Annotated in this window: 20 protein-coding genes; 12 read left to right on the forward strand and 8 right to left on the reverse strand. The window is 68.0% G+C overall.

All coding sequences use genetic code 11. The annotated features are described in order from the left end of the window. Positions 1-12: 12 nt before the first annotated feature. Entirely contained in the window at positions 13-666 is a 654-nt protein-coding gene (locus ACAG25_RS20280) for a TetR/AcrR family transcriptional regulator (RefSeq protein ID WP_370490275.1), read from the reverse strand. A 66-nt stretch (positions 667-732) separates the two neighbouring features. Here ACAG25_RS20280 and ACAG25_RS20285 point away from each other — a divergent pair, with 66 nt between their 5' ends. The 3 genes from ACAG25_RS20285 to ACAG25_RS20295 all read left to right on the forward strand — a co-directional run bounded on the left by ACAG25_RS20285 (position 733) and on the right by ACAG25_RS20295 (position 4,617). Next, a complete protein-coding gene (locus ACAG25_RS20285) occupies positions 733-2,196 on the forward strand; it encodes a carotenoid oxygenase family protein (protein WP_370490276.1) in 1,464 nt (487 codons plus the stop codon). 22 nt (positions 2,197-2,218) lie between these two features. Next, entirely contained in the window at positions 2,219-2,740 is a 522-nt protein-coding gene (locus tag ACAG25_RS20290; RefSeq protein WP_370490277.1) for a DoxX family protein, read from the forward strand. 134 nt (positions 2,741-2,874) lie between these two features. Then, positions 2,875-4,617, forward strand: a complete 1,743-nt coding sequence (locus tag ACAG25_RS20295) for a DUF3556 domain-containing protein (protein ID WP_370490278.1) — start codon at positions 2,875-2,877, stop codon at positions 4,615-4,617. Between the two features lie 2 nt (positions 4,618-4,619). Here ACAG25_RS20295 and ACAG25_RS20300 read toward each other — a convergent pair whose 3' ends face one another. Then, positions 4,620-5,411, reverse strand: a complete 792-nt coding sequence (locus tag ACAG25_RS20300) for a FadR/GntR family transcriptional regulator (RefSeq protein ID WP_370490279.1) — start codon at positions 5,409-5,411, stop codon at positions 4,620-4,622. Between the two features lie 172 nt (positions 5,412-5,583). Here ACAG25_RS20300 and ACAG25_RS20305 point away from each other — a divergent pair, with 172 nt between their 5' ends. Genes ACAG25_RS20305 through ACAG25_RS20315 form a run of 3 tightly spaced genes read left to right on the forward strand, consistent with a single transcriptional unit; the run spans position 5,584 to position 8,711 of the window. Beyond that, positions 5,584-6,741, forward strand: a complete 1,158-nt coding sequence (locus ACAG25_RS20305) for an acetyl-CoA C-acyltransferase (protein WP_370490280.1) — start codon at positions 5,584-5,586, stop codon at positions 6,739-6,741. Continuing rightward, the gene (locus tag ACAG25_RS20310; protein ID WP_370490281.1) at positions 6,738-7,547 is read left to right on the forward strand and encodes a crotonase/enoyl-CoA hydratase family protein; all 810 of its coding nucleotides are present in this window, start codon (positions 6,738-6,740) and stop codon (positions 7,545-7,547) included. The genes ACAG25_RS20305 and ACAG25_RS20310 overlap by 4 nt, the downstream gene beginning before the upstream one ends. 21 nt (positions 7,548-7,568) lie before the next feature. Then, positions 7,569-8,711 (forward strand): acyl-CoA dehydrogenase family protein, encoded by a 1,143-nt coding sequence (locus ACAG25_RS20315; RefSeq protein WP_370490282.1) that lies wholly within the window; start codon positions 7,569-7,571, stop codon positions 8,709-8,711. A gap of 93 nt (positions 8,712-8,804) precedes the next feature. Here ACAG25_RS20315 and ACAG25_RS20320 read toward each other — a convergent pair whose 3' ends face one another. Continuing rightward, positions 8,805-9,587, reverse strand: coding sequence for a fasciclin domain-containing protein (locus ACAG25_RS20320; RefSeq protein ID WP_370490283.1), 783 nt, complete (start codon positions 9,585-9,587; stop codon positions 8,805-8,807). Positions 9,588-9,666: 79 nt separating this feature from the next. Next, entirely contained in the window at positions 9,667-10,587 is a 921-nt protein-coding gene (locus tag ACAG25_RS20325; RefSeq protein WP_370490336.1) for an SDR family NAD(P)-dependent oxidoreductase, read from the reverse strand. Between the two features lie 86 nt (positions 10,588-10,673). On the opposite strand from ACAG25_RS20325, the gene ACAG25_RS20330 reads away from it, so the two are divergent. From ACAG25_RS20330 to ACAG25_RS20340, 3 genes are all read left to right on the forward strand, one after another. Beyond that, positions 10,674-11,210 carry a gamma carbonic anhydrase family protein gene (locus tag ACAG25_RS20330; protein ID WP_370490284.1) on the forward strand — a complete coding sequence of 179 codons (537 nt, stop codon included), beginning with the start codon at positions 10,674-10,676 and terminating at the stop codon, positions 11,208-11,210. Positions 11,211-11,279: 69 nt separating this feature from the next. Continuing rightward, on the forward strand, positions 11,280-12,428 hold the full coding sequence (locus tag ACAG25_RS20335) for an SDR family NAD(P)-dependent oxidoreductase (RefSeq protein ID WP_370490285.1): 1,149 nt from the start codon (positions 11,280-11,282) through the stop codon (positions 12,426-12,428). Between the two features lie 35 nt (positions 12,429-12,463). Then, on the forward strand, positions 12,464-13,144 hold the full coding sequence (locus tag ACAG25_RS20340; RefSeq protein WP_370490337.1) for a lysostaphin resistance A-like protein: 681 nt from the start codon (positions 12,464-12,466) through the stop codon (positions 13,142-13,144). 5 nt (positions 13,145-13,149) lie between these two features. On the opposite strand, the gene tet(V) is transcribed toward ACAG25_RS20340, so the two are convergent. Both tet(V) and ACAG25_RS20350 read right to left on the reverse strand, forming a co-directional pair. Beyond that, the gene (gene tet(V), locus ACAG25_RS20345) at positions 13,150-14,406 is read right to left on the reverse strand and encodes a tetracycline efflux MFS transporter Tet(V) (protein ID WP_370490338.1); all 1,257 of its coding nucleotides are present in this window, start codon (positions 14,404-14,406) and stop codon (positions 13,150-13,152) included. 157 nt (positions 14,407-14,563) lie between these two features. Beyond that, a complete protein-coding gene (locus ACAG25_RS20350) occupies positions 14,564-15,373 on the reverse strand; it encodes an enoyl-CoA hydratase (protein WP_370490286.1) in 810 nt (269 codons plus the stop codon). Between the two features lie 119 nt (positions 15,374-15,492). Here ACAG25_RS20350 and ACAG25_RS20355 point away from each other — a divergent pair, with 119 nt between their 5' ends. From ACAG25_RS20355 to ACAG25_RS20365, 3 genes are read left to right on the forward strand one after another with little or no spacing between them, the layout of a single operon-like run. Continuing rightward, the gene (locus tag ACAG25_RS20355; RefSeq protein WP_370490287.1) at positions 15,493-16,584 is read left to right on the forward strand and encodes a CaiB/BaiF CoA transferase family protein; all 1,092 of its coding nucleotides are present in this window, start codon (positions 15,493-15,495) and stop codon (positions 16,582-16,584) included. 31 nt (positions 16,585-16,615) lie between these two features. Beyond that, entirely contained in the window at positions 16,616-17,368 is a 753-nt protein-coding gene (locus ACAG25_RS20360) for a 3-hydroxyacyl-CoA dehydrogenase (RefSeq protein ID WP_370490288.1), read from the forward strand. A 14-nt stretch (positions 17,369-17,382) separates the two neighbouring features. Next, complete coding sequence (locus ACAG25_RS20365) at positions 17,383-18,375, forward strand: NAD(P)H-dependent flavin oxidoreductase (protein ID WP_370490289.1); 993 nt, start codon at positions 17,383-17,385, stop codon at positions 18,373-18,375. A 95-nt stretch (positions 18,376-18,470) separates the two neighbouring features. Here the strand turns inward: ACAG25_RS20365 and ACAG25_RS20370 are convergent, their stop codons facing one another. Further along, positions 18,471-18,602 carry a hypothetical protein gene (locus ACAG25_RS20370; protein ID WP_370490290.1) on the reverse strand — a complete coding sequence of 44 codons (132 nt, stop codon included), beginning with the start codon at positions 18,600-18,602 and terminating at the stop codon, positions 18,471-18,473. A gap of 107 nt (positions 18,603-18,709) precedes the next feature. Further along, entirely contained in the window at positions 18,710-19,288 is a 579-nt protein-coding gene (locus ACAG25_RS20375) for a DoxX family protein (protein ID WP_370490291.1), read from the reverse strand. Positions 19,289-19,379: the final 91 nt, after the last annotated feature.

Genomic DNA, 19,379 nt, shown 5'->3' on the forward strand with positions numbered 1-19,379 from the left:
GGCGCGACAAACTCACCCGGCCAGGCTCGTCAGCACCGACTGCAGTGACCGGTTGACTGCGTCGCGGTCGTCGCCCATGCCGACGAGCGTGTCGACGATCAGCGGACCGAGGATGTGTGTGAAGCCGCGCCCATCCCCGCCGAAGAACCCGGCAAGTTCCAGCATCACCGCGCCGTGGGTGAGGCTCCACAACCGGCCGGCCACGGCGAGTTCGTCGTCCTGCCGAATCCGGCCGGCGGCCATCATGCGCTGCACCGCGGTGCGCAGCGCGGTGAACGAGAAGGCCCATTCGGCGCGGTCGGACACGTTGCCGGCGGCGGTCATATCCACGCGGTGCGCGGCGATCGGCGTCGGCGTGGATGTGCCGAACATGAACTGATAGCGCTGCGGGTCGGAGACCGCGAAGCGGTGGTATGCCACCCCCATCCTGAGGAAATCCGCCACGGGGTCGTCGGTTTCCGGTGCATCGGTCAGCGCGTGGGCGAACCGCCCGAACACCTCGCCGGCGATCGCCTCGAGCACTCCGGTCATCCCACCGAAGTGGCTGTACACCGCCATCGTCGACGTTCCGGCCGCCGTGGCCAGGCTCCGTGCGCTGACGGCGCCCAGCCCGTCGCGTTCGAGCAGTTCGACGCCGGCCTGGATCAGTGCCTCTCGTGCGCTCACCCTTGCCATCCTGCCATAACGGTGTTATACATCGCCTATCGATAACAGCGTTATAGGAGGTGGACGGTGGAGAACGCGTATCTGACGGGTGCTTTTGCGCCGCTGACCGAAGAATTCACCCTGACCGACCTGACGGTGCGCGGCAGCATTCCCGAGTACCTCGACGGCCGGTATCTGCGCAACGGGCCGAACCCGGTCGGCGAGATCGACCCCGAGCTGTATCACTGGTTCCTCGGTGACGGCATGGTGCACGGAATCCGGCTGCGCGACGGCAAGGCGCAGTGGTACCGCAACCGGTGGGTGCGCGGCCCGCTCGCGGCGCGCGCGCTCGGCGAGACGGTGCCCGACGGCCGCTTCGGCGCGTCACCGATCGGCGCCAACACCAACGTCATCGGTCATGCCGGCAAGACTCTGGCACTCGTGGAGGGTGGCGTGGCGAACTACGAACTCACCGAGGACCTCGACACCGTGGGGGTGTGCGACTTCGACGGCACGGTCACCGGGGGCTACACCGCCCACCCCAAGCGGGATCCCGTCACCGGCGAGCTACATGCCGTCTCCTACAGCATGCTGCGCGGCAACACCGTGCAGTACTCGGTGATCGGGGTGGACGGCCGCGCCCGCCGACTCGTCGACGTCGAAGTGGGCGGCAGCCCGATGATGCACGACTTCTCGCTGACCGAGCGCCACGTCGTGTTCTACGACCTGCCGGTCACGTTCGACGCCCGGGAGGCCGCGTCGATGACGGTCCCCCGTGGCCTGCGGCTGCCGGCGCGGATCATGTTGTCGGCCTTGATCGGACGAGTCCGGGTGCCGGATCCGATCGCCGCCCGTATGCCGGAGGGCGCGCCGTCGGACCGGCGATTCCCGTACTCGTGGAACCCGCGCTACCCGGCACGCGTCGGGGTGATGCCGCGCGAAGGCACCAGCGCCGACGTTCGGTGGTTCGACGTCGAGCCGTGCTACGTCTTCCATCCGGTCAACGCCTACGACGACGGCGATACCGTCGTGCTCGACGTCATCCGTCACCCGAAGATGTTCGACACCGACCGCCGCGGACCCAACGAGGGTCCGCCGACGCTGGACCGGTGGACCGTCGACCTGGCCGACGGCAAGGTGCGCGAGACCCGCCTCGACGACCGCGGCCAGGAGTTCCCGCGCGTCGACGAACGGCTGGTCGGCAAGCGGCACCGCTACGGCTACACCGCCGCCTTCGGTATCGAGGGTCAGCCGGGTGACGCGCTGCTCAAGCACGACTTCGTCGGCGACGGGAGCGTCGTCCGCCAGTTCGGGGCCGACAAGGCGCTCAGCGAGTTCGTCTTCCAGCCCTCGGCTCCCGATGCCCCCGAGGACGACGGGGTGCTGATGGGCTACGTCTACGACCGCACCACCGACCGCAGCGAGCTGGCCATCCTGGACGCGCAGACGCTCGAGGACGTCGCCGCGATCGAGCTCCCGCACCGCGTCCCCGCGGGTTTCCACGGCAACTGGGTGCCGGCGGAGGGTGATGGGGGACTGGGCGCGGCGTGACAGATGCTCTAAGTTCTGTCACATGACTGCCTACGACGTCGGGATCCTGATCCTGCGAGTTGTCCTCGGTCTGACGATGGCCGCGCACGGTTACAACAAGTTCTTCGGCAAGGGCGGGCTCAAGGGCACCGCCGGCTGGTTCGACAGCATGGGTATGAAGCCGGGCATGTTCCACGCCCGCGTGGCCGCCACCACCGAGATGGCCGCCGGGATCGGGTTGGCGGTCGGACTGTTGACACCGATCCCCGCTGCGGGATTCGTCGCGCTGATGCTGGTGGCGGCGTGGACCGTGCACAAGGACAACGGCTTCTTCATCGTCAAGGAGGGCTGGGAGTACAACCTGGTGCTGGCCGTCTCTGCGGTCGGCATCGCGGCGATCGGCGCCGGCAAGATCAGCCTGGACCACCTGCTGTTCTCCGGCAGTGCCTTCTATGACTACCTGCACGGCTGGTGGGGTCTGGCCATCGCGGCGGTGCTGGGTCTCGTCGGCGGCATCGGCCAGCTGGTGATCTTCTACCGCCCCCCGGCCAAGACTGGCGCGTAGCCCCGCCAGCCTTGCGCCCGCGAGCTGCGGCCCTCTTGCCGAGCAGACGCGGAAACCCCCTTATCACTGGAAAAAGAGGGGCTTTCGCGTCTGTTCGCGGCAATAGAAACTGGAACACGTTCTAATCTGACCCCATGGGGTTTCTGAAGCAGGACGCACCCGTCGTCGACTACGCGGAATGGAGCAAGGGCACCCGCGCCGAGCGGATCGTCCCGATGGCCCGGCACTGGGCCGAGGTGGGCTTCGGCACGCCGGTGGTGATGCACCTCTTCTACGTCGCGAAGATCGCGCTGTACGTGCTGGGCGCCTGGCTGGTGGTGCTCACCACGACCGGCATCGACGGGTTCACCAACGTCGCCGACTGGTACCACGAACCGATCGTGTACCAGAAGGTCGTCTTCTACACGATGCTGTTCGAGGTCGTCGGTCTCGGCTGTGGCTTCGGGCCGCTGAACAACCGGTTCTTCCCGCCGATGGGGTCCATCCTGTACTGGCTGCGGCCCAAGACGATTCGGCTGCCACCGTGGCCGGGCCGGGTGCCGCTGACCGCCGGGGACACCAGGACGCCGTTCGACGTCGCGCTCTACGCCGCGCTGCTGGTGCTTCTGGTCGTCGCGCTGTTCTCCGACGGCGCCGGCCCGATCCCGGTGCTGGGCAGCGAGGTGGGCGTGCTCCCGGTCTGGCAGACCGCGGCGATCCTGGCCGTGCTGGCCGTGGCAGGCCTGCGCGACAAGGTGATCTTCCTGGCCGCGCGCGGCGAGGTGTACGGCTCGCTGGCGGTGTGCTTCCTGTTCGTCGGCGCCGACATCGTGATCGGCGCGAAGCTGGTGTGCCTGGTCATCTGGATGGGTGCGGCGACCTCGAAGCTCAACAAGCACTTCCCGTTCGTCATCTCCACGATGATGAGCAACAACCCCGTCATCCGGCCGCGGTGGATCAAACGTAAGTTCTTCGAGCGGTTCCCGGACGACCTGCGACCGGGCCGGGCGTCGCGGGTCCTGGCGCACTTCTCCACCGCGATCGAGATGCTGGTGCCGCTGGTGCTGTTCTTCTCCCACGGCGGATGGGCCACGGCCATCGCGGCTTTCGTGATGCTGGTCTTCCACTTCGGCATCCTTTCGGCCATCCCGATGGGGGTGCCGCTGGAGTGGAACGTGTTCATGATGTTCAGCGTGCTGGCGCTGTTCGTCGGCAACGCCGGCATCGGGCTGTCGGATCTGCAGTCGCCGTGGCCGATTGTGCTGTTCGTCGTCGTCGCGGGCACCGTCGTGCTCGGAAACCTGTTCCCGCGCAAGGTCTCCTTCCTGCCCGGGATGCGGTACTACGCCGGCAACTGGGACACGTCACTGTGGTGCATCAAGCCGTCCGCGGACGCCAAGATCGCCGACGGCATCGTCGCGATCGCGAGTATGCCCGCCGCGCAGATGGAGAAGTTCTACGGCAGCAAGGAAACCGCCGAGATGTACCAGTACATGGGCTATGCGTTCCGGTCGTTCAACACCCACGGTCGCGCGATGTTCACGCTGGCGCACCGCGCAATGGCCGGACACCCCGAATCCGACTACGTGCTGACCGACGGAGAACGTATATGCAGCACCGCGATCGGCTGGAACTTCGGTGACGGCCACATGCACAACGAGCAGCTGATCGCGGCGATGCAGAAGCGGTGCCACTTCGAGCCGGGGGAGGTGCGCGTGCTGTTGATCGATGCCCAGCCGATCCACAAGCAGCGTCAGGAATACCGCCTCGTCGACGCCGCGACCGGAGAATTCGAACGCGGTTACATCCGCGTCGCCGACATGGTCACCCGGCAGCCGTGGGACGACACCGTCCCGGTACACGTCACGTGGCAGAAAGACGGCGCCGACGCGCCGTAGGCTCAGCCCATCACGTCGCGGACCGGCACGCTCTCGAGACCGGTCAGCAACAGCTCGCGGGTCTTGTCGAGGTGCTTGCGCCAGTGCGCCTCGGCGCCCGGGGCGTCGCCGGCGCGCAGGAACTGCATCAGCCGGCGGTAGGACCGGATGAGCGTCTCGTAGTCGGCCTTCGACACCGGACGGCGCTCCTTGAACACGAAAGCTGTGTGGCGCACCGTGATCTCGTGCAGCATCCCGGCGATGATTCCGAGCGTCGCGTTGCCCGACAGTTGCACCACCCGCAGGTGGAACGCGCCGGTGGTCTCGGCCAGATGCTCGGAGGGCCATCCGTCGGCGATGAGCTGTTCGAGCATGCTCTCGAGTTCGTCGAACGCCTCATCGGTCCCGGACTCCGCCAGCAGGCGGGCCGCCATCGGCTCGATGCCCGATTTCGCCGTCAGCAGATCGGCGATCGTGGCGCCGGAGAGTTCGAGCAGCAGACCGGCCGGCCGCGCCACCACCTCCGGGCCGGGCACCCGGACGCGGGCACCGGTGCGCGAACCGCGACGTACCTCGACCAGTCGCTCGGACTCCAGGACGCGCACGGCCTCGCGCAGAGTCGGCCGGCTGACGCCGAAGTGCGCCATCAGTTCGGCCTCGTTGGGCAGGAAGTCGCCGTCTTTGAGCTGCCCGTCGACCACCATGCGGCGCAGCGTGCCCGCGACCAGTTCGGCCGTCTTGGGGGACCGCACGGCCGAACCCGCACTGGCAGCGTCGGGCCCGATCATCGGGGCCAGCCGAGTGCTGCGCGTCACATCCACTCCCAACAGAATGCCCAGGTGGGCTGTGCAAATCAGTAAACCATCGCCGCGGAGTGCTGGGCCGACAGCGCCGGCGGCCGCAGCCTCCTAGAGCAGGTTGACTTAGTAAACCTTGTTTGTCTAGTTTCGGGGAAACGGTCCACGTGTGTTTCGAAGGAGAGGTCCCATGGCTGAAGCCGTCATCGTCGAGGCTGTCCGGTCACCTGTCGGCAAGCGCAACGGCGCTCTCGCCGGCATTCACCCCGCCGAGTTGTCGGCCCAGGTCCTCAACGGTCTGGTGGAGCGCGCCGGTGTGGATCCCGGGCTCGTCGACGACGTGATCTGGGGCTGCGTCATGCAGGCCGGTGAACAGGCGCTCGACATCGCCCGCACCGCGGTGCTGTCGGCCGGCTGGCCCGAGACCGTTCCGGGTGTGACCGTGGACCGCCAGTGCGGTTCCAGCCAGCAGTCGCTGCACTTCGCCGTCGCCGGCGTGGTTGCGGGTCACTACGACGTCGTGGTCGCCGGTGGTGTCGAGTCGATGTCGCGCACCCCGATGGGCTCGTCGCTGGCCAACGGCGGCAACCCCTACGGCGAGTCGTTCAAGGCCCGCTACGACAAGACCCCGAACCAGGGTGTCGGCGCCGAGATGATCGCCGAGCAGTGGGGCTTCGACCGCACCCAGCTCGACGAGTTCTCGCTGCGTTCGCACGAGAAGGCCGCTGCCGCACAGGATTCGGGTGCCTTCAAGGATCAGATCGTCGGCATCAAGACCAAGGACGCCGACGGCAACGACACCGTCGTGCTCGAGGACGGCGGCATCCGTCGCGGCGGCACCGTCGAGTCGATGGCCAAGATCAAGCCCGCGTTCAAGGAGGACGGCGTGATCCACGCCGGTAACTCCAGCCAGATCTCCGACGGTTCGGCCGCGCTGCTGATCATGAGCACCGAGAAGGCCAAGGAACTCGGCCTCAAGCCGCTGGCCAAGGTGCACACCGCGGTGCTCGCCGGCGCCGACCCGGTCATCATGCTGACCGCGCCGATCCCGGCGACGCAGAAGGCGCTGAAGAAGTCCGGCCTGAGCCTGGACCAGATCGGCGCGTTCGAGGTCAACGAGGCCTTCGCGCCGGTGCCGATGGCGTGGCTGAAGGACATCGGGGCCGACGAGAAGAAGCTCAACCCCAACGGCGGCGCGATCGCACTCGGTCACCCGCTCGGCGGCTCCGGTGCGCGCATCCTGACCACGCTGCTGTACCACATGCGGGACAACAACATTCAGTACGGCCTGCAGACGATGTGCGAGGGTGGTGGCCAGGCCAACGCGACCATCCTGGAACTGCTGTGACCGACGCTGCAGCTGCGCCCGGCGCTCTCACCGAGCGCCGGGGCAACGTCCTCGTCATCACGATCAACCGGCCCGAGGCCCGCAACGCCGTCAACGCGTCGGTGAGCATCGGCGTCGGCGACGCGCTGCAGGCCGCCCAGGACGACCCGGAGATCCGCGCGGTGATCCTGACCGGGGCGGGGGACAAGTCCTTCTGCGCCGGTGCGGATCTCAAGGCCATCTCGCGCGGCGAGAACCTGTTCCACCCCGACCACCCGGAGTGGGGCTTCGCCGGTTACGTGCGGCACTTCATCGACAAGCCGACCATCGCGGCGGTCAACGGCACCGCACTCGGTGGCGGCACCGAACTGGCCCTGGCCAGCGACCTCGTCGTCGCCGAGGAGCGCGCCAAATTCGGTCTGCCCGAAGTGAAGCGCGGTCTGATCGCCGGCGCCGGTGGCGTCTTCCGCATCGTGCAGCAGCTCCCGCAGAAGCTGGCGCTGGAGCTGATCTACACCGGTGAGCCGATGTCATCGGAAGATGCGCTCAAGTGGGGCCTGATCAACAAGGTCGTGCCGGACGGCTCGGGAAGCAGCGCCCTCGACGCCGCCCTGGAACTCGCCGAGCGCATCACCTGCAACGCGCCACTGGCCGTGCAGGCCAGCAAGCGGGTGTCCTTCGGCGCGATCGACGGCGTGGTCGCTGCCGACGAGCCATTCTGGAAGCAGACGTCCAACGAATTCTCGACGCTGCTGAAGACCGAGGACGCCATGGAGGGTCCGCTGGCCTTCGCCGAGAAGCGCGAACCGGTCTGGAAAGCCAAGTAACACAGGACGTTAGGAACAATCATGAAGCGCACCATCTACGAGGCCGAGCACGAGGCGTTCCGCCAGACCGTCAAGGACTACATCGAGCGTGAGCTCGTGCCCAACTCGGAGAAGTGGGAGACCGAGCGCCTCGTCGATCGGTCCGCCTACACCGCGGCCGGCAAGTACGGGCTCATCGGCTTCAACATGCCCGAGGAGTTCGGCGGCGGCGGATCCGACGACTTCCGGTTCAACGCGATCATCGACGAGGAGATCGCCAAGGCCGGTGTCCACGGACCCGCGCTGAGCCTGCACAACGACGTCGTCGGCCCGTACTTCAAGGAACTGGCCAACGACGAGCAGAAGCAGCGCTGGATGCCCGGCATCACCAGTGGCGAGCTGATCATCGCGATCGCGATGACCGAGCCCGGCGCGGGCAGTGACCTGGCCGGCATCCGCACCTCCGCGGTGCGCGACGGCGACGACTGGATCATCAACGGCTCCAAGACGTTCATCTCGTCGGGCATCAACTGCGACCTGTGCGTCGTGGTGGCCCGCACCGATCCCGAGGCCGGCCACAAGGGCTTCACGCTGTTCGTGGTGGAGCGCGGCATGGAGGGCTTCACCCGTGGCCGCAAGCTCGACAAGATGGGCCTGCACAGCCAGGACACCTCCGAGCTGCACTTCGAGAACGTCCGCGTGCCCAACGCCAACCTGCTCGGCAAGGAAGGTCGCGGGTTCTACCACCTGATGACCAACCTGCCCTCGGAGCGGCTCTCGATCGCGATCTCCGCGATCGCAGGGGCCCGCGCGGTGTTCGACGAGACGCTGCAGTACGCCAAGGACCGCAAGGCCTTCGGCCAGCCCATCGGTAGCTTCCAGCACAACCGCTTCCTGCTGGCCGAGATGGAGACCGAGCTCGAGGTCACCGAGAATTACATCGACCGCTGCCTGCAGGGCGTCGTCGACGGTGAGCTGACCGCCGTCGAGGCCGCCAAGGCCAAGTGGTGGGCGACCGAGGTGGCCAAGAAGGTCGTCGACCAGTGCGTGCAGCTGCACGGCGGCTACGGCTACATGATGGAGTACCGCGTCGCGCGGGCCTACGTCGACGGCCGCATCCAGACGATCTTCGGTGGCACCACCGAGATCATGAAGGAGATCATCGGCCGCGACCTGGGCATCTGAGCCTCCGGTTACCTCCGCGAGCACTCCGCCAAAACCCCCGAAACCTCACGGTTTCGGGGGTTTTGGCGTCTGCTCGCGAGAAGAACGGACCGGTCAGCCGGCGGGTGCCTCGGCGGCACCGGCCTCCGCGGCACCGGCTTCGGCGGCACCGGTCCCGGCGTCCGGGACCTCGACCGGCGGTGCCGGCTCGGTGGTCCCGGTCGGAGAGGCCGACGGCGTGGTCGTCGCGCTCGTGCTGGTCGACGTCGGGGCGATCGGCTCGGGTGCGTCAGCCGGGTCGAGCACCTGGTCGACAATGTAGATGCGGGCGTTCTGCGCCTGGATTCCGCCGCAGGTCACCTCGGCGGTCTCGTTGACCTTGATGTCGCCACCCTTACCGGTGACCCCGACCTCGGCGCCCTGCTGGGTGGGCCGCTGACCCTTGACGTCGTCGGGGCCGAGCAGCCCCAGGAACGCGTGGTAGTAGACGAGGTCGGTCAGCGCGGCCGCGTCGGTCCGCAGGTACTCGAGCTGCCCGGGTGCCAGCGCAGCGAACGCCTCGTTGCTGGGTGCGAACACGACATACGGGCCGTTGTCGAGCACCGGCACGATGTTGACCGCAGGATTCAGCCCGCCCGAGATCGCCGAGTAGAAGGTGCTGACCTCGGGGATCCTGCCCAGCGCCGTGCCCACCGGCAGGTCCGACAGCTCCTTCCAGTTCGGCAGGGTCTCCTTGAACGCGCCGCACTCCGGGCCCTGCGGATCGGGGATCTCGACCACCACGGTCTTCTCGTCGTCGGACGGCTGGGCCTGCGCCGTCACCGCCAGCGGGACCGCCAGGGCGAGCGCCGCCACCCCCGCGGCGACACCGATGGTCTTACCGGTACGACTCTTCACGTTGCGCTCCTCATGCTCGACAGGTCGCCTGGCATGTTAAGGCGCGCGAAAGGCCCCGTCCAAGTCGGTGGACGCGAGATCAGGCAGGCGCCGCCTGGGTGCACAGCCGCTCGGAGAGGTCCCACAGCGTTAGCGCCCGCGCCGGATCGGTGGCGTACGACGCAGCCCGCGCCACCTGACAGTCGTTCAGATACACCCCGCCCACGTCGTCGAGATCGGCACTGACGGCCGCCCACACCTGGGTCGCCGCGCCGTGCTCCGGGGTGGTGAAGTCCTTGGTCACGTCCAGAGGCCGGGACGGGCGCTGTTCGGTCCCCCGGCCCGGGCGGGCACGGTTGTTGAGCAACTCGAAGTCCTCGGCGCTCATGTGCCGCGCCAACGACGTCGCGACGATGCCCGGATGCACTGCGAAGGCGCGCACGCCGCTGTCGCGCAGCCGGCGGTCCAGTTCCACGGCGTGCAACACGTTGGCCGTCTTGGCCGCACCGTAGGCGGCGAACTTGTCGTACTCGCGGTGCTCCCAGTTCGGGTCGTCGAAGTCGACATCACCCATCCGGTGTCCCTCCGACGCGAGCACCACCACGCGCGCGCCATCGGCGGCCACCAACGCCGGGAACAGCAGTCGGGTGAACTCGAAGTGGCCCAGATGATTTGTGCCGAACTGGATTTCGAACCCCTCCACGGTCCGGCTGAACGGCGTGAACATCACCCCGGCGTTGTTCATCAACACGTGCACGGCCGGGGTCAGTTCGGCGATCTCGGCTGCGGCCGCCGCGACGCTGGCCAACGACGTCAGGTCCAACGACACCAGCGACAGCCGGGCATCGGGGACCTGCTCACGGACCCACGTCTCCGTATCGGCCAGGGCTTGCGCGTTGCGGGCCGCGAGGATCACGTGAGCGCCGGTGCGGGCCAGGGCCCGGGCCGACTCGCGACCCAGGCCGGCCGAAGCCCCCGTGATGACGACGGTCTTGCCGGTCAGGTCGACGCCGTCGACCATGTCCAGTGCTGTGGGTGCAGACGATGCGGTCACGAGGTGAGGATTGCACGCCGGGGCCCGACTGTGGGGGACTGGGCCACTCTACGATGGCGGCCATGGCCGAGCCATTGATCCTGTCCATCGCCGGACATTCACCTGACCTGCACCCCGACAGCTGGGTGGCGCCCAACGCCACCGTGGTGGGGCAGGTGCGCCTCGCGGCCGGGGCCAGCGTCTGGTACGGCGCGATCCTGCGCGCCGAAGCCGAACCGATCGACGTCGGCGCCGGGTCCAACCTGCAGGACAACGTGACCGTCCACGTCGACCCCGGCTTCCCGGCCCGCATCGGTGCGAACGTCAGCGTGGGTCACAACGCGGTGCTGCACGGCTGCACGGTCGAGGACGACTGCTTGATCGGTATGGGCGCGGTGGTGCTGAACGGCGCCTCCATCGGTGCCGGATCGCTGATCGCCGCCGGTGCGGTGGTGCCCCAGGGCGCCGTGATCCCGCCGGGCTCCATGGTGGCGGGGGTACCGGGCAAGGTACGTCGCGACCTCGGCGACGAGGAGAAGACCGGCCTGCGCACCAACGCCGCGCTCTACCAGGAGCTCGTCAAGGTGCACCGGGACGCACAAGGCACCTGAGGTGAGGAGTCGACCACAATCCGGTTTCCGCCGGTTGTGATCGGCGCCGATGCGGGTACAGGCCCCCTCGTGGGCACCCAGCGAATCTTGGTCACCGGCGCGACCGGCTACATCGGTTCACGTCTGGTCACCGAACTCCTCGACGCGGGTCACACCGTGGTCGCAGCCAGCCGCAACAGCGACCGGCTGCGGGAGTTCGGCTGGCACGACCGCGTGCAGACCGTCTCCCTCGACGCGCACGACGAGGCGTCGGTGCGCCGGGCGTTCGACGAGGCCGGGCCGGTCGACGTCGTCTACTACCTGGTGCACGGCATCGGCCAGCCCGACTTCCGCGAGGCCGACAACCGGGCCGCCGCAACGGTCGCGACCGCCGCGAAGAACGCCGGGGTCCGTCGCATCGTCTACCTGGGCGGGTTCGTCCCCGACGCCGACTCGTTGTCCGAACACCTGACCAGTCGCGCCGAGGTCGCCGCCGCGTTGCAGGTCGACGGCGGAGCCGACGTGGTGTGGCTCGGTGCCGCCATCATCATCGGCGCCGGATCCACGTCGTTCGAGATGCTGCGCTACGTCGCCGACCGCTTCCTGGTGCTGCCGCTGCCGGTGTGGTCGGCCAACCCGATCGACCCGATCTCCATCCGCGACGTGCTCTACTACCTCGTCGCCGCGGCCGACGCCGAGCAGGTGCCCGCCGGCTCCTATGACATCCGGGGACCCGAAACCACCACGTACGGCGATCTGCTGCGCACCTACGCGCGCATCGCCGGCCTCTGGCGTACGCCGCTGCCGCTCGTCGGCGTCGACACCGGGCTGGTCTCCAAGGTCACCCCCGTGGTGCTGCCGGTGCCGGGCGGACTCTCCGCGGATCTCGTGGAGTCCCTGGACTATCCGATGATGGCGTCGCAGAAGGGGCTCGAGGGGCTGGTGCCGGATCCGCCGGGCGGACCGATCACCACAGCCGAGGCGATGCGCCGCGCGGTGCGCAGTCCGCGACCGCGCCCGGTCGACGAGTTGGCGGACCCCCACCACCTGGCCGACACCGACCCGAACTGGGCCGGCGGTGACGCGCTGCGGCTCAAATTGCTCGCCGGGTGTGTGACCCCGGCTATGGTTCGACCGGTGCTCGACCTGATCGGGCTGGTGCCCAAGCCCGTGGCCGCCGCGGTGCGTACCGGGGTGGACACCGTCCTCGGATTCCTACCGAAGGTGAGTTTCGCGTGACCGCATCGGACCGCCGCGGCCCGTTGAGGGACGAGATGTTCCGCATTGCACGAAATCGGGCCGCCCCGTACAACGAACCACCGGCGGTGATCCGGCGCCGCAAGTTCGCGGTGGTGCTGGTGATGGTGGTCGGCGGTTCGCTGCTGGGCTACTCGCTGAGCCGACCGCCGGGCGACGAGACGTTCGTATGGCTGACCTTGGCGCTGGCCGGTGTGTGGGCCATCGGTGCGTTCCTGTCCGGTCCGCTGCACATGGGGCACGTGAAATTCCGGGGACGCAACCAGCGCCCGGTCATCACCGGCACCGTGGTCGGTCTGGCGCTCGGAGGTGTGTTCGTGCTCGGCGCGCTCGTGGCGCGCCAGATCCCGGCGGTGTCGGATTACATCACCCGGGTGCTGGAGTACAGCAATACCGCTCCGCTGGTGGTCATCACCTTCATCACGGTGATCAACGGGATCGCCGAGGAACTGTTCTTCCGCGGCGCGCTATTCACCGCGCTGGCCAAGTACCGGCCGGTGCTGGTGACCACGGTGCTCTACGTGCTGTGCACCGCGGCCACCACCGGCAACCCGATGCTCGGGTTCGCCGCGATCATCCTCGGAACCGTGTGCGCGCTCGAGCGTCGCGCCACCGGGGGAGTGCTCGCTCCCATGCTGACCCACTTCTTCTGGGGCCTGATCATGGTGCTCGCCCTGCCCCCGATGTTCGGGGTCTAGAGGACTCAGCGCAGCGGGTGCGCCACCTCGTCGCGCGGCATCCTCGCCGCGGTCACCGCGACGGCCGCGAGGACCAGCGGTAACAGCCCGGCGGCGGCGAAGATCGCCTCCATCGACACGACTTTCGACAGCGGGCCGACGATCGCGAACGACACCGGCATGAACGCCAGCGACACGAAGAAGTCGAGGCTCGACACCCGGCCCAGCATCGCCGACGGTACCCGCCGTTGCAGCAGCGTGCCCCAGATGACCATGCCGGCACCGTCGGTGACCCCGACGACGAACGTCGCCGCGGCCATGAGCGGAAACGACGACGTGAGCCCGACGATCACCAGCGGGACCGATCCCAGGCCCCACATCGTCATCATCACCGACAGGTAGCGGCGCGGCAGCGGTCGCGACGAAACGCCCAGTGCGCCAATGGCGCTGCCGACACCGAAGAACGCCAGCAGGAAACCGTAGATCTGCGCACCGTCGACGAACCGGTCCTGCACGACGAACGGCAGCAGCACCTCGATCGGGCCGATCACCACCAGCACGAACAGGCTCGCGAACAGCAGCGTCCACAGCAGCCACGGAGTGCGCAGCACGAAGGCGAACCCGTCACGCAGATCACGGAGCAGGTGCGGACGTGTCGACGGAACATCCACCCGCACAGGCGGATCGGTGGCCAGCAGCAACAGCAGCCCGACGACGAACAACACCGCGACCACCGAGGCGCCGAGCGCCGGGAACGTCGCGCCCACCAACACCCCCGCCACCGCCGGCCCGACGGCCCGCTGGAGGACCGGGCGCACCACACCCTCGATGCCGTTGGCCGCCAACAACTGCTCGGCGGGCAGGATCCGCGGCAGCAACGCGCTGTAGGCGGGGAAGAAGAACGCCGCCGCGATCCCCAGGATCGCCGCCGCCACCGCCATGTGCCAGATCCGCAGGGCGCCAACGATTCCCAGAGCCGCGACGACACCCACCGTCGCTGCGTTGACCAGTTCGACGGTGATGATGATCGAGCGCTGGCTCAACCGGTCGGCGGCCAACCCGCCGACCAGCACGAACGCCACCAGACCCACCCCCAGGCAGGTCGCGACCAGCGACAGCGAGGTCGGATCGTTGTCCAGGGCGATGACCTGCAGGACTATCACCACGGCCCACATGCCCTCGGCGAAGATGGTCAGCGAAACCGCAGCGATGAGCAGGCGGTACTCGCGGAACCGGAACGGCGCAAGCACCCGCCAGCCGGTGTCGGTGACCGGCGTCGCGATGTCGTGGTGCGTGCTCACCGATCGATGGTGGCCGACTCACCGCCCGCGCGTCGAACGATTTTCCCCGCGCCGAACTTGCATTCCACGCGCGTCAAACCGCCGTTTGACGCGCGTGGAATGCAATTTCGGCGGGGAGGGGGAGGTAGGGGGAAGGGGGTCAGACGTCGGTGAACTTCGCAGGGCGCCGCTGCTGGAACGCCTGGGTGCCCTCGGCGAAGTCGTCGGCCACCAGCAGCTGCAGCTGTCCGGCCTTCTCCAGCTCGAGTGCGGCCTCGAGCTCGGTGAGGGTGGCCGCGTTGATTGCTTGCTTGGTCTTGCGCAGCGCGACGACGGGTCCGTTCACCAGCGTCGAGATGACCTTGTCCACCTCGGCGTCGAACTGGTCTGCGGGGTACACCGCGCTGACCAGTCCCCAATCGAAGGCGTCGGCAGCCGAGATCCGTTCGGCCAGCAGGGCCATCCGCATCGCCCGGATCCGGCCCACCGCGGCGGCGATCAACGCGGACGCGCCACCGTCGGGCATCAATCCGATCTTGGTGAACGCCAGCATGAAGAACGCCTTCTCCGAGGCCAGAACGACATCGCAGGCCAGTGCCAGCGAGACGCCCACACCCGCCGCGGGTCCCTGCACGACGGCGACCGACGGTTGGGGCAGTGCAGCGATCGAGCGGATGCAGCGGTTCGCGGCGTCGAGCACGTCCTCGGGAGTGCCTGCCGAGCCCGGATTCGCGTGGTCATCCTCGCCGATGCCTGCCCCCGAACAGAAGCCGCGCCCGGCCCCGCCGATCCGCACCACCCGCACCGCCGAGTCGCCGGCCGCGCGCTCCAGCGTCTCGGCGAAGGTGTTCAGCATCGACGCGGTCAGCGAGTTCAGGCTGTCCGGGCGGTTCAGTGTCACGTGCAGCACGCCGTCATCGAGCGTGACGGTCAGATCGTCGATGCCTGCGTAGGCGTCCGTGGTGGTCATGTGCGTCCCCTTGTCTGGGGCCTCCCCGACAGCTGAAGCGCCCCGTGGCCGGTCGACTTGGTTATACAAGTAAGCTATGTCGGCGGTCAACCGAACGATCTGTTGAAGGGCGGTCACGCATGGCTGGACCACTGCAAGGACTACGTGTCGTGGAGCTGGCCGGAATCGGCCCCGGCCCGCACGCAGCGATGATTCTCGGCGATCTTGGTGCCGACGTCGTCCGGGTCGAACGCCCGAAACCCGCTGGGCCACCGACCCAGCCGGGCAACGACTTCCTGCTGCGCAACCGGCGCTCGGTGGCCGCCGACCTCAAGAGCGACGAAGGCCGCGAACTGGTGCTGCGCCTGGTCGCCAAGGCCGACGTGCTGATCGAAGGCTTCCGTCCCGGCGTCACCGAGCGGCTCGGCCTGGGCCCCGAGGATTGCGCCAAGGTCAATGACCGCCTGATCTACGGACGCATGACGGGGTGGGGCCAGACCGGACCGCGCGCCCAGCAGGCCGGCCACGACATCAACTACATCTCGCTGACCGGCGCGCTGCACGCGATCGGACGCAACGGGGAACGGCCCGTGCCTCCGCTGAACCTGGTCGGTGACTTCGGCGGCGGCTCGATGTTCCTGCTGGTGGGCATCCTCTCGGCGCTGTGGGAGCGGGAGCGTTCCGGCAAGGGGCAGGTGATCGACGCCGCGATGGTCGACGGGGCCAGCGTGCTGTCGATGATGATGTGGGCCTTCCGCGCGATGGGCATGTGGAGCGACGAACGCGGCGTCAACATGCTCGACACCGGTGCTCCCTACTACGACACCTACGAATGCTCCGACGGCCGCTACATGGCGGTCGGCGCGATCGAGCCGCAGTTCTACGCCGAGCTGCTCCGCGGACTCGGTCTCGACGGCGCCGAGCTGCCCGACCAGAACGACATGAGCCGCTGGCCCGAACTGCGCGCCAAGTTCACCGAGGCGTTCGCCGCGCACGACCGCGACCACTGGACCAAGGTGTTCGCCGGCACGGATGCCTGCGCGACGCCGGTGCTCTCGTTCGCCGAGGTCGAGTCCGAACCGCACATCGCCGAACGCGACACCTTCTACGAGGAACGGGATCACCTCTTCCCGGCGCCCGCGCCGCGGTTCTCGCGCACTGTGCCGTCGGCCCCGAAGGCGCCCGGAGCGCCCGGCGCCGACACCGAAGACGTCCTGCGGGACTGGGTTTAACGACAAGACCGAAAAGAAAGGAAACGTATTCGTGGAGATCAAAGACGCCGCCGCCGTCGTCACCGGGGGAGCTTCCGGGCTGGGCCTGGCGACGACCAAGCGCCTGCTCGACCGGGGTGCCTCCGTCGTGGTGATCGACCTCAAGGGTGAGGACGTCGTCAAGGAGCTGGGCCCGCGTGCCAAGTTCGTCGAGGCCAACGTCGTGGATCCTGAGCAGGTCTCGGTTGCGCTCGACGCCGCCGAGGAGTTCGGTCCGCTGCGCATCAACGTCAACTGCGCCGGGATCGGCAACGCGGCCAAGACGCTGAGCAAGGACGGCCCGTTCCCGCTGGACGGCTTCACCAAGGTGATCCAGGTCAACCTGATCGGCACCTTCAACGTGCTGCGGCTGAGCGCCGAGCGCATCGCCAAGACCGAACCGATCAACGGGGAGCGCGGCGTGATCATCAACACCGCGTCGGTGGCCGCGTTCGAGGGCCAGATCGGTCAGGCCGCGTACTCGGCGTCCAAGGGCGGCGTGGTCGGCATGACCCTGCCGATCGCGCGCGACCTGTCGCGCGAGCTGATCCGCGTCTGCACCATCGCCCCGGGCCTGTTCAAGACCCCGCTGCTGGGTTCGCTGCCGCAGGAGGCGCAGGACTCGCTGGGCAAGCAGGTGCCCCACCCGGCCCGCCTCGGTGACCCCGACGAGTACGGCGCGCTGGCCACCCACATCGTGGAGAACCCGATGCTCAACGGTGAGGTCATCCGCCTCGACGGCGCGATCCGCATGGCGCCCAGGTAAGCGGGGGGAATCTGATGGGTATCACGACGAAGTTCACCGAGGCCTTCGGGATCGAACACCCGATCGTCCAGGGTGGGATGCAGTGGGTCGGCCGCGCCGAACTGGTCGCGGCGGTGGCCAACGCGGGTGCGTTGGGGTTCATCACCGCGCTGACCCAGCCGACGCCGGCGGATCTGGCCAATGAGATCGCGCGCTGCCGGGATCTGACCGACAAGCCGTTCGGGGTGAACCTGACGATCCTGCCGACGATCAACCCGCCGCCGTACGACGAATACCGTCAGGTGATCGTCGATTCCGGAGTCAAGATCGTCGAGACCGCGGGATCGAACCCGGCGCCGCATCTGCCGATGTTCCACGACAACGGCATCAAGGTGCTGCACAAGTGCACCTCGGTGCGCCACGCGGTCAAGGCCCAGAGCCTGGGTGTGGACGGCATCAGCATCGACGGGTTCGAGTGCGCCGGTCACCCCGGCGAGGACGACATCCCGGGCCTGGTGCTGATTCCCGCGGCGGCCGACAAGATCGAGATCCCGTTGATTGCCTCCGGCGGTTTCGCCGACGCCCGGGGCCTGGTGGCCGCGCTGGCGCTGGGTGCCGACGGCATCAACATGGGTTCGCGGTTCATGTGCACCGTGGAGTCGGCGATCCATCAGAACGTCAAGGAAGCCATCGTGGCCGGCAGCGAGCTCGACACCGAGCTGATCTTCCGCCCGTTGCGCAACACCGCGCGTGTGGCCAGTAACGCCGTGTCGCGCGAGGTGGTGCAGATCCTCAACAACGGCGGTCAGTTCGAAGACGTCAAGGACCTCGTCGCCGGCAAGCGTGGCGTGAAGGTCTACGAGGTCGGCGACCTCGACGCCGGTATCTGGAGCGTCGGCACGTCCATGGGACTGATCAACGACATCCCGACCTGCGGCGACCTGGTCTCACGGATGGTCAGCGAGGCCGAGGACCTGATCAACGGCCGCCTCGCCGGAATGGTCACGGCCACCCGGGCCACCGTTTAGACACTGCGGCCCGGGCACATCGACACACGCGATGGCGCCCGGGCGGCAGGCAAACAGAATCAAGGACAACGCGCGCCCGTGAGGGCGCGCGTTGTTCACACTGCGGTGGGCAGTGCGTTCTCGTCGTCGAGTTGCTCCGAGGTCACGCCCTCGACCAGGACATCGCCGTGGTAGAGCGCGTCGAAATCAACCTTGATGACATCAGCGTTGGTGTCGTCGATCCACATGTACTGAAAAGTAACCACCGGCTCTAAGGAATCTGTGAGCCGAGTATCGCAATACTGTGGCAATTCTTACCGCCGGGTAGGTTCGGCGATCTACCGGCGGGTAGCAATCAGCCGACCGGGGTGCTGAAGTGGATCGGGTTGACGCCGTAGAGCGCCACCCATGTCAGCACCGCCGCTGCGATCGCGACGGTCAGAAGCGCCACCGACACCCGCAGCGACGGTCCGAACCGGGCCGCGAGGCGACGGTCCACGGAGTACGCGCCTGCGCCGGTGAACAGCAGCGCCGCCGCGCCGAGCCCGATCAGGAACGGCACGTTGAACGGTTCCGACCAGAACGCGGCACCCGAGACGTTGACCGCCCACGCGCACAGCATCGCGCTGAACACCGCACACGCGGCCAACGGGGTCAGCGCTCCCAACAGCAGCCCGATCCCGCCCAAGGTCTCCGCCGCGGTCACCAGGAACGCCGCGAGGGTCGGGAGGCGCCAGCCGGCCTCGCCCATGAAGCCGACGGTGGCGGTGAAATCGAACGTCTTGATCAGGCCGGCCTGCAGTATCGCTGCGCCCACCGCCAGGCGCAGGACAAGCAGGCCGATGTCGAGTGCGGGGGACCCGGACGTTGCGAAAGCCGCTTCCGGGTCGATCGCGGTCCGTGGGCGTTTCGTGGTCTGTGAGGACTCCGTCATGGTGATCCAGACTCCGGTCGGGGCGAAAAATCATCGCCGTCCGCTGTTGACCCTCGTAAGTTACCGCTGATAACTTACCGCCGGTATCTTA

The sequence above is a fragment of the Mycobacterium sp. pV006 genome, assembly GCF_041287115.1.
In the GTDB taxonomy this organism is placed as follows: domain Bacteria; phylum Actinomycetota; class Actinomycetes; order Mycobacteriales; family Mycobacteriaceae; genus Mycobacterium.